This window comes from Arthrobacter sp. Y3221157 (genome assembly GCF_059089865.1).
In genome coordinates this window covers 1-12,274 of the sequence record NZ_JBNHFD010000104.1, presented here as the reverse complement: position 1 = coordinate 12,274, position 12,274 = coordinate 1, and the positions used below count along the sequence as shown (strand labels likewise).

13 protein-coding genes are annotated in these 12,274 nt (G+C 68.8%); 7 read left to right on the top strand and 6 right to left on the bottom strand.

Annotated features, from left to right (window positions below; translation table 11 throughout):
* The 3 genes from AC5RTT_RS18200 to AC5RTT_RS18190 form a co-directional block, all read right to left on the bottom strand.
* A partial coding sequence (locus tag AC5RTT_RS18200) for a DUF5691 domain-containing protein (protein WP_494146373.1) occupies nucleotides 1-851 on the bottom strand: 851 nt, incomplete at its 3' end.
* The gene (locus tag AC5RTT_RS18195; RefSeq protein WP_494146372.1) at nucleotides 848-2,146 is read right to left on the bottom strand and encodes an SWIM zinc finger family protein; all 1,299 of its coding nucleotides are present in this window, start codon (nucleotides 2,144-2,146) and stop codon (nucleotides 848-850) included. The genes AC5RTT_RS18195 and AC5RTT_RS18200, both read right to left, overlap by 4 nt.
* Nucleotides 2,147-2,263: 117 nt before the next feature.
* Nucleotides 2,264-3,577, bottom strand: a complete 1,314-nt coding sequence (locus tag AC5RTT_RS18190) for an aspartate aminotransferase family protein (protein WP_494146371.1) — start codon at nucleotides 3,575-3,577, stop codon at nucleotides 2,264-2,266.
* Between the two features lie 119 nt (nucleotides 3,578-3,696).
* Between AC5RTT_RS18190 and AC5RTT_RS18185 the strand changes: the two genes are divergently transcribed.
* Nucleotides 3,697-4,635 carry a 5'-3' exonuclease gene (locus tag AC5RTT_RS18185; protein WP_494146370.1) on the top strand — a complete coding sequence of 313 codons (939 nt, stop codon included), beginning with the start codon at nucleotides 3,697-3,699 and terminating at the stop codon, nucleotides 4,633-4,635.
* Nucleotides 4,636-4,804: 169 nt separating this feature from the next.
* Entirely contained in the window at nucleotides 4,805-5,320 is a 516-nt protein-coding gene (locus AC5RTT_RS18180) for a flavin reductase family protein (protein ID WP_494146369.1), read from the top strand.
* 67 nt (nucleotides 5,321-5,387) lie between these two features.
* Here AC5RTT_RS18180 and AC5RTT_RS18175 read toward each other — a convergent pair whose 3' ends face one another.
* Nucleotides 5,388-5,801 (bottom strand): CBS domain-containing protein, encoded by a 414-nt coding sequence (locus tag AC5RTT_RS18175; protein ID WP_494146368.1) that lies wholly within the window; start codon nucleotides 5,799-5,801, stop codon nucleotides 5,388-5,390.
* Between the two features lie 279 nt (nucleotides 5,802-6,080).
* Here AC5RTT_RS18175 and AC5RTT_RS18170 point away from each other — a divergent pair, with 279 nt between their 5' ends.
* The 4 genes from AC5RTT_RS18170 to AC5RTT_RS18155 all read left to right on the top strand — a co-directional run bounded on the left by AC5RTT_RS18170 (nucleotide 6,081) and on the right by AC5RTT_RS18155 (nucleotide 10,001).
* Nucleotides 6,081-6,428 carry a hypothetical protein gene (locus AC5RTT_RS18170; protein WP_494146367.1) on the top strand — a complete coding sequence of 116 codons (348 nt, stop codon included), beginning with the start codon at nucleotides 6,081-6,083 and terminating at the stop codon, nucleotides 6,426-6,428.
* A 106-nt stretch (nucleotides 6,429-6,534) separates the two neighbouring features.
* Nucleotides 6,535-7,053 carry a hypothetical protein gene (locus AC5RTT_RS18165; RefSeq protein WP_494146366.1) on the top strand — a complete coding sequence of 173 codons (519 nt, stop codon included), beginning with the start codon at nucleotides 6,535-6,537 and terminating at the stop codon, nucleotides 7,051-7,053.
* Nucleotides 7,054-7,079: 26 nt separating this feature from the next.
* Nucleotides 7,080-9,695, top strand: coding sequence for an ATP-dependent helicase HrpB (gene hrpB / locus AC5RTT_RS18160; protein ID WP_494146365.1), 2,616 nt, complete (start codon nucleotides 7,080-7,082; stop codon nucleotides 9,693-9,695).
* A 153-nt stretch (nucleotides 9,696-9,848) separates the two neighbouring features.
* On the top strand, nucleotides 9,849-10,001 hold the full coding sequence (locus tag AC5RTT_RS18155; protein ID WP_494146364.1) for a hypothetical protein: 153 nt from the start codon (nucleotides 9,849-9,851) through the stop codon (nucleotides 9,999-10,001).
* Nucleotides 10,002-10,020: 19 nt separating this feature from the next.
* On the opposite strand, the gene AC5RTT_RS18150 is transcribed toward AC5RTT_RS18155, so the two are convergent.
* Nucleotides 10,021-10,701, bottom strand: coding sequence for an alpha/beta hydrolase family protein (locus AC5RTT_RS18150; RefSeq protein WP_494146363.1), 681 nt, complete (start codon nucleotides 10,699-10,701; stop codon nucleotides 10,021-10,023).
* A gap of 70 nt (nucleotides 10,702-10,771) precedes the next feature.
* Here AC5RTT_RS18150 and ligD point away from each other — a divergent pair, with 70 nt between their 5' ends.
* Complete coding sequence (gene ligD, locus AC5RTT_RS18145; protein WP_494146362.1) at nucleotides 10,772-11,794, top strand: non-homologous end-joining DNA ligase; 1,023 nt, start codon at nucleotides 10,772-10,774, stop codon at nucleotides 11,792-11,794.
* 53 nt (nucleotides 11,795-11,847) lie between these two features.
* Here the strand turns inward: ligD and AC5RTT_RS18140 are convergent.
* Nucleotides 11,848-12,274 (bottom strand): HNH endonuclease (locus AC5RTT_RS18140; RefSeq protein WP_494146361.1); only part of this gene is annotated, 427 nt, incomplete at its 5' end.

The following is a 12,274-nucleotide window of genomic DNA, read 5'->3' as shown; positions in this document are numbered from 1 at the left end:
GCAGCGTCGGGATCGGGCGGCAGGTCGATCTCCAGCCGCTTGCGGAGCATGCCGCGGGTGCCCAGCAGGGGGCGGAGGCGGGCCGCCATGCGGCTTGCCCGGGTGCTGTCCGGAAGCCGGTCGAGGAGCCCGGCCGCAACCTCCCGCACGCTTTTTGCCTTGTCATCTAGCGCCCGTTCCAGCAGGGGCTCGTCAGCCGCGGAGAGGTTCGTCGAAAGCAGCGCCAGGAGGCTGGCGCGGTCGCGGGTGCCAAGGCCGTCCCAGTCTGCGGCCAGCTTGCCAGCGGCGCCAGCCGGGTCGGTGCTCCGCAGCCGTACCAGGCTGGCGGCGGTACCGGCTTCCTCCGCCACAGGCATGGTGCCGGGCGAGAAGGCCGTGCGTCCTGGCCTCAGGACGTCCTGAAGCCAGCGGCCGCGCGTCCCGATGGCCGGGTGGAGCCGTTCGGCGACGCGCGGCTGCGAGTCCGCCAGGGAGAACAAGGGAGGCAACAGCGGGTGCGGCACCCGACGGCCCGCGCGTTCCGCGAGCTGAAGCCAGTCAGCCACCAGGCGGGTCCGCAACTCAGCCCCGACCGGGGGCTGGTTAAGGAGCAGTTCCAAAAGCCTGGCGGCTTCGCCGTCGGCTGCCGGGGCGTCGTCAGGCGGCGCCGCCGGCAGGTGGCCGTCCGGAACCTGCCCGGCGGTCCGGGCCGCACGCATTGCCACGTCCGCCAGGGCCGCCTGGTCAAGCAGCGATTCCTCGGCGGAGAGGCCGGCGGGAGCGTCGAGGTTTAGTTGGGCCGGCGGCGCAGGGGCCGGGTGGCGGCCCGTGCCCACGAGCGCAGAGGCGCGGAGTTCCGCCAGCCACTTCATGCGGTCACCACAGACCCGCCAACAACAACCGACAGGGGACGCAGGCGGCCCTCCTCCAGTTCCCCGAAAAGTTCGACGGCGTGCCCGCCTGTCAGCGCCAGCAGGTAGCCGAGGCGGGCGTCAACCAGTGGCAGTCCCTGGCCGGACCCGTCCTGCACCCACCCGTGGTCCACGGGGCAGATCCGGACGCCGGAAAGCAGTACCGGATGCCGGTCCCGCCAGGGGGAGGCCGCGACGGCGCGCGACTCCGCTTCCAGGGCCTGTTGGATGCTGCAGCCCGGACCGAGCCCTCCGGCCGCACCCCGGGGCGCGGCCGGAGCGTTGAACAGGGCACGCCGGGGTGCGGTGCCGGGATAGCGTGCGACGGTTCCGTCCAGCATGGCCCCTGCCAGTTGTGGCATGGCAAACGCCTCACCCCGGGCGGCGAAGTCGAGGAGCACCACCACTGTTCCGTCCGGACCGCGCAGCCAGGTGCGCTGCTGCTGGAGGCGGCCATCGTCGCTGCGGTGGGCGCCCAGCACCAGCCAGGGTCCGGGCAGCGCCTCGGACCCCTGCACCTCAGCGGAGGGCGTAGGCCATCCCACTGCTGCGCGAAGGTCAGCCAGTTCTGAGGGCCCAAGCCGGTCCCGCTGCCGCCAGGCCTTGGTGAGTGCCCACCAGCGGCCCGCATGGAGCAACAGGTGGTCGGCCCAGTCGGCGCGGGCATGGACGTCCGATCCCATGGCACGCACCTGGTCGGCCAGGCCGGGAAGCTGTGTATCAACCAGCCGGGCCGCCACCCCGTCCCACCAGGAGTACGGCTGGTTGCGTACCGGGGCGAGCCCTGTCCGCACCAGGTCTGCCAGCCAGCGGGCAAAGTCGTCAATGCCGGTGTCCATCAGCGCCATCCGGTCTGCCAGCCGCCTGGCCTGCGCCGCCGGATCCGCAGGCTCAGCACCCTGGCGCTGGTTGCGGGCAACGGAGAGACCGGTCCGTTTGGCTGCCCATTCCTGGGCATAGCCGGCGGTCTCGCTGCCGGCCGCGGCGGCCTCGCCCCCGGCCCACAGGAGCAGCAGGGCGAGGGCATGCTTGCAGGGGAACTTCCTGCTCGGGCAGGTGCAGCGGTATGCGGGCGCCGTGGTGTCCACGCTTACCTGGTACGGGGTCTTTCCGCTTCCCTGGCACTTTCCCCAGACCAGGTCCTGGTTGCTGCCGGTATCGGACCAGGGTCCCGGATGGGCCAGCCTGCGCGCGGCCGCGAGGGAGGCATCGTCAGGCGCGGCGCTGACAACCCGGTCCTCACTCCAACGCCCCATGAACCACATTGTGCCTGATGCGGGACGGTTCCGGCACAGCTGCGGCGAACCGGATTCAGTGTGTCTGTTTCCGCAGGTCAGGCAGCATTGACAGGGCCCCCCAGGCCTGCCTGAGGATCAGGCTGCGTACGCATCCGCGGCGGACAGCGCCTCGTCCAGGATGGCCAGGCCCGCCGCGGCGTCGTCGTCATTGACATTCAGCGGGGGAGCGACGTGCAGCCGGTTGCCCAGGACCAGAGGCAGCAGGCCCCGCTCCAGGCACGCCTTTGCCACGGCAGCCATCGGCGCGTTCGTCGGGCCGACGGCGCCCGGCGGCACCAGCGGCTCCCGCGTCACCGGGTCACGCACCAGCTCCAGGCTCCACAGCCCGCCAATGCCGCGCACGTCCCCGACAACCCGGTGCTTGCCGGCGAGCTCCCGGAGGCCGGGCCCCAGCACCTCGGAACCGAGGCGGGCAGCGGCCGCAATGGTGTTCTCGTCGCGCATCGCCGAAATGGCGCCCACGGCAGCCGCGCAAGCCAGCGGGTGGCCGCTGTACGTGAGGCCCGCCGGGTAGGGGCGGGTGGTGAACAGCTCGTAAAGAGCATCGGAGATCAGGACCCCGCCCAAGGGCACGTAACCGGAGTTGACACCCTTTGCGAACGCCATCAGGTCCGGCGCCACACCGGCATGGTCCACGCCGAACCAGGCCCCCGTCCGGCCAAAACCGGCCATCACCTCGTCGGCAACATAGACAATGCCGTGCCGGTCGCAGAGCTCGCGGAGCCCGCGCAGGTATCCCGGCGGGGGTACGATGACGCCCGAGCTGCCTGTTACCGATTCCAGGACCAGCGCGGCAATGGTGCCCGGGCCTTCTAGCAGGATCACCTGTTCCAGGTGGGCCAGGGCGCGTTCACATTCTTCCTCCGGCGTCGTCGATCCGAACGCCGACCGGTACAGGAATGGTCCAAAGAAGTGGACAGCGCCGGCCGTTCCGGTGTCAGAGGGCCAGCGGCGGGGGTCGCCCGTAAGGTGGATCGACGTCGTCGTCGACCCGTGGTACGAGCGGTAGGCGGCGAGCACCTTGGGCCGTCCTGTGAAGAGCCGTGCCATCCGCACCGCATGCTCTATGGCCTCCGTGCCGCTGTTGGTGAAAAGGACATGGCCCAGGCCCTCCGGAGCCACGTCCACGATCAGGCGCGCCGCTTCTCCCCGCACATCGGACGCCCAGCCGGGTGCCAGCGTGCAGAGCCGGTCCGCCTGCTCCCTGATCGCCGCTACGATGCGCGGATGCTGGTGGCCGAGGTTGGCGAACACCAGCTGCGAGCCGAAGTCCAGGTATCGCCGGCCGCCGTCGTCGAAGACATGGCTTCCGGAGCCCCCCACCAGCGTCGGCACGTCTCGCGGCCCCTGCACCGCCCAGGGATGGAACACCAGGTCGTCGAGATTCATGCCACCCTCCGTTGCGCTCCGCATCAGGCCCGGTATGACCTGCTTGCATCCTATGCCTGGCAACGGCAGACCCGCGTGGGCGGCTGCAAACCCCGGCAGATCCGTGTCAGGATGCAGGTATGCCGGACCGCCTGATGCTGCTGGACACTGCCTCCCTGTATTTCCGTGCCTTCTTCGGCATGCCGGACACGGTCCGCCGGCAGGACGGAACACCTGTCAACGCGGTCCGCGGGCTGCTGGACATGATCGCGAGGCTGGCCACCGACTACCGGCCCACGCACCTGGTGGCCTGCTGGGATGATGACTGGCGTCCCCAGTGGCGCGTGGACCTCATTCCGACCTACAAGTCGCACCGGGTGGCCGAGTCCGTCGTTGACGCCCCGGACATCGAGGTTGTCCCGGACGCGCTCGAGGCACAGCTTCCCATGATCCGCGAGGTGCTGGGCCTCGCCGGCATCGCCATCGTGGGTGCCGCTGAGCACGAGGCCGACGACGTCGTGGGCACCTACGCGAGCAATGCCGCCTTCCCGGTGGACGTCGTCACGGGCGATCGCGACCTGTTCCAGGTATGCGACGACGGGCGGCAGGTCCGCGTCATCTACACCGCCCGCGGGATGCGGAACCTCGAAGTGGTCACCGAGGAAACGGTGGTGGCCAAATACCGGGTGCTGCCGCAGCAGTACGCCGACTACGCCACCCTCCGGGGCGACGCCTCCGACGGGTTGCCTGGCGTTGCCGGAATCGGCGAGAAGACGGCGGCTTCCCTGCTCCTGAAGTACGGCACCCTTGAGGGGCTGCTGGAGGCGGCAGAGGACGACGGCAGCGGACTGGCCGGCCCGGTCCGGGCCAAGCTCGCCGCTGCCGCCGACTACCTCGAAGTAGCCCCCGCCGTCGTACGGCTGGTGCGGAACCTCGAACTTCCCGGCCTTGAGGAGGTGGGCGCGCGCCTGCGACCGGTGACCGGGAACCCGCGCGCGGAACTGGAGCGGCTGGCGGCGGACTGGAACCTGGGCGGCTCGGTGCGGCGGCTCCTCGACGCGCTCGACCGGACGGCGTAAGGCCGCCGCATCCCGGGTGTAACACTGGCCAGCGTGTGACGGCCGGTGTCGCGCAATGACCCGCCATGACGGCCCGTTGCGGGACGCGTCGGAGCGTTGCGCAGTGGCTTGATCGCCCTGGCGGGCCTTTGGTTTGGTGAGGTGACGATCCAAGCGAGAGGCCACACCCATGACAATCACCTCCGACCTGGCACCCCGCCGGCTACGGGACATTTTTGGCACCTTTGCCACAGGACTGACGGTCGTCTCAGGCTCCACCGGGAACGGGCCGGCCGGGTTCACCTGCCAGTCCTTCGCCTCTCTGTCCCTGGAACCTGCGTTGGTCACCTTCAACCCCGCGAGGACATCAAGCACCTGGCCGGTGCTGAGGGAGGCCGGCTCCTTCACTGTCAATATCCTTCCCGCAGAGCACCAGCACCTGGCCGCGCAGTTCGCCCGGTCCGGCTCGGACAAGTTTGCCGGGGTCAGCCACACGACCTCGCCGCTGGGCAACCCCGTTCTTGACGACGCCCTGGCCTGGATTGATTGCGAACTGCACGCCGAATACGACGGCGGCGACCACACCATCGTGGTGGCGGCCGTGCGGCACCTCAGTGCCCGGCGGAACGCCGAGCCGCTGCTGTTCTTCAAGGGGCGATATGCAGGACTGGCACCGGCGGAGCGACTCCTTGAGGCTGCCGGCTGACCTGCCTGTCAGGAACAGAAAGCTGCCGCAGCCGTGGACGGCTGCGGCAGCATTCTTTTGGTGATGATCAATAGGAGATGAAAGCCACCAGCTCGCCCACCCGGTCCTCAGGGTAGTTCTTGGCGATATCGCCCTGGCTGAGGACGCCGACGAGGTTGTGCCCGTCAATAACCGGAAGGCGCCGCACCTGGTGGTCCTGCATGGTCCTGATCGCCTCTTCGATGGAATCGTCGGCGCCGATGGTCACAGGCTTGCCCTGGCCGAGTTCACCGGCTTTGACTGACCGCGGGTCGCCGCCTTCCGCCAGGCATTTGATGACGATATCGCGGTCCGTCAGCATGCCCTTGAGCCGCTTGTCCTCGCCACAAATGGGGAGCGACCCAACGTCGAGGTCCTTCATTTTGCGGGCGGCCGCCTCCAGAGTCTCGTTCTCGCCGATACACTCCGCGCCGCCGGTCATGATTTCCCGTGCCGTTGCCATGATTGTCTCCTGATGCCATACCTCGTTTGATTTCTTGCCTCCCGGAAGGCCCTGCGGAAAGCCGCTGCCAGCTGCGGATCCGAAGACCGAACCGTTGGAAAAATGCTAAGCCTGCTGATTATTACTGTCCAGAGCCGGCGGGTGTTCTTCGCGCCGGTCCGCGCAGGCGCCGGCGGCTTTTCGCTCAGACTCCCTTCTTGCGCCTCCTAAGTTAGGTAGTAAGCTTGCTGAGCATTACTAGTAAGCTTGCTGATGAATCGGATGATGGAAGCAGGAGTAATGGGCACAGTGTTTGCGGTTGCCTTGTCAATCACGCTGACGGCCGGGGGAGCCGCGGTGGCAGCGGGCGCCCCCTTCGGCGGCGCTGCAGGCCTGGGCGGCCAGTATCTCGCCGGCCACGTCCTGCTGGGCGTAGGACTCGGCCACCTGGCGGCAATGCTGGTACGGTCCGGCCTTCGCAGGATTGTCCGCCGGGTCCGCTCCCGCGCCGGTTCAGCCCCTGCGGTGACGGCTGTAGCGTCCGCCCTCCCGGCAGCAGAGGCGCCCGAGGTCCGGCTTGCCAGTGTGTCCGTGCTGGCCCCCAGGCCCGCAGCGGTTCCACCCCTGCGGGGCCGGCATGCGGCCTGACTTGCAGCCTGCCGGGCAGCAGAGTCTGGCGGGAGCGGCACGTCCAGTCAAAGCAAGGTCAGTAAAAGCCCGGCAAGTGGCAGCGGGACCTGTGCCGGGGCGGCGGATGCGGACAGCAGCCGCAGCGCTTGTGGCCGCGCTTGCCGTGGCCGCCATTGTCTTCGCGGTGACCACCGGTTTCCGGCCGTCCGATTCGGATACAGCAACACTCCGTGGTTTCCAGATCAGGGTCCTGAGCATCAGCCAGGCCGCCGCCGAGAACCGGATGGACGGAGCCCTGGCCGCCCTTCAGGCGCTGGAAAGCGACCTGGATGCCGCGGCCCGCGATGGGCGGATTTCAGCACCGCGGCTTCGTGGCATTGAGACAGCGCTGGCGGCTGTCCGCACAGACATCGACGGGTACTTGGCTTCGCAGGCGTCCCAGGCGGGCGCAGCGGCCGCACCGGGTACCACGGAAACCGTCCCGTCTGAGGCAGCGGACACGCAGCCCCAACCTGTCCAGCAGGTGCCGGAAGAGCCGGTCATTGCGCCGCTGCCACCGGCAGACCAGGCCGAACCGCCCGCTGCGGTCCCGGACGTGGCCAAGGAGAGTAAAGGAAAGGGCAAAGCCCAAGGCAAGCAGTAACCACCTGGAGCGGGCAAAATGGACGGGTGACTTTATCCAGCCGGCAGGAACGGCCCCTCGAAGCTACGGCCTTCGACCTCGATGCCATCGGTGCGGGGCTGGCATTCGCAGGCTCGCTTGGCGCGTTGAAGGATGCGCTTGCCAACGGCACGGCAGTAGTACAAGCGCCGCCCGGCACCGGCAAAACCACCCTTGTTCCGCCCTTGCTGGCAAACCTTGTGCACCCGGCTGGACGGGTGGTGGTGACGCAGCCGCGGCGTGTTGCGGCGCGTGCTGCGGCACGGCGGCTCGCTGCCCTGGACGGGTCCCGACTTGGCGGCCGGGTGGGCTACACGGTCCGCGGGGAACGGCAGGCAGGAGCGGAAACGCTCGTTGAATTCGTAACCCCGGGCATACTCCTGCGCCGCCTGCTGGCGGATCCGGGCCTTGAGGACACCGCCGCCGTCGTCCTGGACGAAGTGCACGAGCGCGGCCTCGAGACCGACCTGCTGGTCGGCATGCTGGCCGAAGTGCGGCAGCTCCGCGGGGACCTCACCGTCGCCGCAATGTCCGCCACCCTGGACGCGCCCCGTTTCGCTTCCCTGCTGGGGGATCCCGACGGCGGACCCGCGGCTCCCGTGGTCGACTGCCCTTCGGTGCTTCATCCCTTGGCAGTGGCGTGGGTTCCGGGCGGCGGCCTGCGGCTGGACGGCAGGGGAGTGGCGCTGGGCTTCCTGGACCACCTGGCGGAGACGGCGGCGCGGGCGCACTCGGAAGTGCTGGCCGAAGACAGCAGTGTGGACGCGCTGGTTTTCGTTCCCGGTGCCCGGGAAGTTTCGCAGGTGGCGGCAGGGCTGCGGCGGCGGCTGGGGCCGGCCGTGGACGTCCTGGAACTGCATGGCCAGGTGGGCGCCGCTGAGCAGGACCGGGCGGTGTCCGGACGCAGGCCGGGGGAGAGCCCGCGGATCATCGTTTCGACGGACCTGGCCGAGTCGTCACTGACCGTACCGGGGGTGCGGCTGGTGGTTGATTCCGGCCTGACCCGTGAGCCGCGCAGGGACTCCGGCCGCGGGATGAGCGGCCTGGTGACGGTTTCCTGCTCGCGGGCATCGGCAGACCAGCGTGCGGGACGGGCTGCCCGCCAGGGCCCGGGAAGAGTAGTGCGCTGCTACAGCCAGCAGGCGTATGGGGCGTCACCTGCCCACGTAACACCGGAGATGAGAGTGGCGGACCTAACGGGGGCTGCGTTGATGTTTGCCTGTTGGGGGTCCCCTGGCGGTGAGGGCCTGGCCCTTCCGGACAGACCGCCGCGGCAGGCCCTCGAGGACGCCGTGGAGGTGCTGCGGGACCTCGGCGCGGTTTCCGCCGACGGGCATGCCACGTCCGCCGGCAGGATCTTGGCCGGGATTCCGGCTGACCCGCGGCTTGCCCGCGCCCTGCTTGACGGTTCCGCAGCCCTCGGAGCCCGGGAAGCGGCCGAAGTGGTGGCGGCCGTGGCCGGCGACCAGCGGGCTCCGGGCGCAGACCTGCCCGGCCTCCTGTCCCGGCTCCGCAGTGACTCCGGCCCCGCCGGGCGGCGCTGGGCCGAAGAAGCCCGGCGGCTGGAACGACTGGCCCGGACCATGTCTTCCGCCCCGCAACCGGCCCTATCCATCGAGGGCGCGGACAGCGCGGCGGTGGGGGCCGTCGTCGCCCTCGCCTTTCCCGACCGGGTGGCCCGCCTTGTACCGGGCGACGGGCCGGCCCGCTACCTGCTTTCCTCCGGGACACGGGCGGGACTTCCTGCAGGAAGCGCCCTGTCCGGGCAGGAGTGGCTGGCCGTGGCCGAGGTGTCCCGGGCCGACGGACGGGACTCTGCCGGCACCGGCGCCGTCATCCGGGCGGCGGCACCGTTGACCGGCGAACTTGCCCTGGCCGCTGCCTCCGGCCTCGTCGCCGAGACTGTCGAGGCCCAGTTCAGCCAGGGGCGGGTGACGGCCCGTAAGGTCCGCCGCCTCGGCGCGATCGTGCTTGCTGACACGCCAGTCCGCCCCGGACCGGAAGAGGGCAGGTCCGCGGTTATCGGCGCCCTGCGCAAGGAGGGTCTGGCTGTCCTGGAATGGTCGACGGCGGCCGCGGGCTTGCGCCGCCGTCTTGCCTTCCTGAGGCGGGAACTGGGGGCGCCGTGGCCGGACGTCTCGGACGCGGGCCTCCTGCTGTGCCTCGATGAGTGGCTGGGACCTGAGCTCGAAACGCTTGCGGCAGGGGCCGCCGTCGGGTCCGTGGACCTCGCCCAGCCGCTGCGCCGGCTGTTGCCTTGGCCCGAGGCCGCCAGGCTTGACGACCTTGCCCCGGAATGGCTGGAGGTTCCCAGCGGTTCACGGATCACCATCGACTATCCCGGCCACGATGAGGACGGCACCCGCCCGGTGGTCGCCGTGAAGCTGCAGGAGTGCTTCGGCCTCGCCGAGTCGCCGCGGCTGCTCGGCGGCACCGTGCCTGTGCTTTTCCATCTGCTGTCCCCGGCCCGCCGTCCGCTGGCGGTGACCGACGACCTCACTTCCTTCTGGTCCGGCCCCTACGGTCAGGTCCGGGCGGAGATGAGGGGCCGCTACCCCAAGCATCCGTGGCCGGAGGACCCGTGGAGCGAGCCTGCCACGGCCCGGACCAAGCAGCGCAGGTAGCCGTTTCGAGTTGCTTCCTGTCTGTGTTGGTGCGGCCGGGTGATAACTCCGATACAAGATCGAAACGTTGCGTCGACGTGCTGAAACATGCCTTGGTTAGGCTCACAGGTACATGGACAGCGTGGTCCATTCAACTTATGGAAGGACGTAAAGATGTTTCTCTTGAACAGCGTTAACCTCTTGCTCGACGGCCGGCGCGGCGACGACGCGTGGTCTTCCAGCGGGAGCACCGAAAAAACGGATTTCCCCGAGGGACAGCTCACCTCCACAGCCTGGGAGGGCTGGTGGCACGAGGACGCCGCGTAGCGGATGCTGCCCCGGGGGCCTAGTGACTGTTGGCGCGGATGAACCCGGCGACGGGCGCTCCCAGCGAAGCCCCTATCTCGTCCGCCTGGCGTTTCTGGCCAGCCACGGCGAAGGAATGGTCGCCGCCCTCCATCCACTGAAGTACAGCTGACGGCCCGATGCGGGAGACTACGCCCTCTAGGATTTCGGGTGTGGCAAAGGTGTCGCGGGTGCCCTGCAGGAACAGCATGGGGGTGGTGATCCCGTACAGGTGCTCGTCACGCAGTTTCTCTGGTTTTCCCGGCGGGTGCAGGGGATACCCCAGGTAGATGAGCCCGTCGGCCGGCATCCCGTCCGCCACCGCCATCGACGCCATCCGGCCGCCAAACGACTTCCCGGCAGCCCAGAACGGACCGGAGCCTCCATACGCGGCAGCCTGCCCCACAGCCTCCGCCATGGCGGCCCGCCAGGTGGCGATGGCCGCGGGAGGCCGGTCAGGAAACCGGCGCCCGGCTTCACGGTACGGGAAGTTGAACCGAAGGGTGGCCAGTCCCAGGGCATTGAGGGCACGGGTGAAGCCCCGGAGGAAGGGGTGTTCCATGCCGGCTCCGGCACCGTGGGCGACCACCACTGTAGCCCAGTGCTCTTCGGGGCAGGCATAGGCCGCGGAGACCTTGGTCCCGTCCACGTCAAGGGCGAGGTGTGTTTCGGCATCGGGCATGACTCCATCATGCCTGACCGCGGCGGCTGAAATGTGCCGCCTTCAGGACGGCGGGGTGTACGTTGTCCCCATGGCGAGCGAACAGACCACCATCACGGTCCAGGGTCCCCACGGCGAACGCGAAATGCGCATTTCCAGCCCCAGCCGGGTCCTGTGGCCGGACCTGGGCCTGACCAAGCTGGACCTGGCCCGCTACATCTGCGATGTGGGGGAGGCCTTCATTGCCGCGAACGGCGACCGGCCCGTGTCCCTGCAGAGGTACTCAGACAACATCAACGGGGACATGTTCTTCTCCAAAAACCCGCCTAAAGGGACACCGGACTTCGTCCGCTCGGTCAAGGTGGTTTATCCCAGCGCACGCTCCCATCCGCAGCTGGTGCTGGATGAGCCTGCGGCGGCCGTGTGGGCAGTCCAGATGAACACAGTGGTGTTCCATCCCTGGCCGTCCCGGACAGAAAACACGGACAACCCGGACCAGTTGCGGATCGACCTCGACCCGCAGCCGGGAACAGATTTCGACGACGCCGTTCCGGCCGCGCTGGTCCTCAAGGAAGTGCTGGCAGAAGCGGGCCTGGACTGCTTCATCAAGACGTCAGGAAACCGGGGCCTCCACGTCTACGCGCCCATCGCGCCCGTCCGCGAGTTCCTGGATGTCAGGCACGCCGTGATTGCCGCGGCGCGGGAAGTGGAGCGCCGGATGCCGGACAAAGTGACCACAGCCTGGTGGAAGGAGGAACGGGGCCAGCGGATTTTCCTCGACTTCAACCAGGCTAACCGGGACCGCACCATTGCCGGCGCTTACAGCCCGCGCGCCTTGCCGCATGCGCCGGTATCCTGCCCTATCACCTGGGATGAGCTGGGGAACGCCGATCCGAAGAACTTCACCATCCTCACTGTTCCGGAGCGCCTGCGGACCACCGGCGACCCCTGGGCCGATTTCCACCGTAACCCCGGCAGCATCGACACCCTGCTGGAGTGGTGGGAACGCGACGTCAAAGACGGCCTCGGTGAACTGCCCTTCCCGCCGGACTACCCAAAGATGCCCGGCGAGCCGCCACGGGTACAGCCAAGCCGGGCCAAGAAGCAGGACTGATTCTTTGAGCCGCCACAGCTCCTGCTGGGAACCCCGCCGCAGCCCTGTTCGCACTATTCCGGGGGACCTGCCCTGCCCAACACCTGGACCGAGCTTTTCGCAGCAGCGTGTCCCAGGATTGGTGCCCCTAATTGGGTAGGGGTGCTGCATTTGATAGGTCTGTCAAGCAACCCGCCGCTTGTGGGAGCTGCGGCCGCTGCTGGTCCGCTGCCAGGTAATGGCGGCGCTGTAGATCGGTAGAGATGCCCGGTGGGTGTTCGGGTTTGGACTGTGTGCCGGAGGCCTGGTGTCAGTAGCGGTTTTGCTGTCCAGCCTAGGGTTTCTTTGGTGTGGTTGCAGGCTTCGCAGAGCCCTTGGCCATTCTTCGCGGTGGTGGTTCCGCTGTTGTGCCAGGCGGTGATGTGGTCGTGGTGGCGGATGGGCGCGTCGCAGTACGGTGTGCGGCAGGTGTCGTCCCGGACCTGGAGGAAGCGTTTGAGC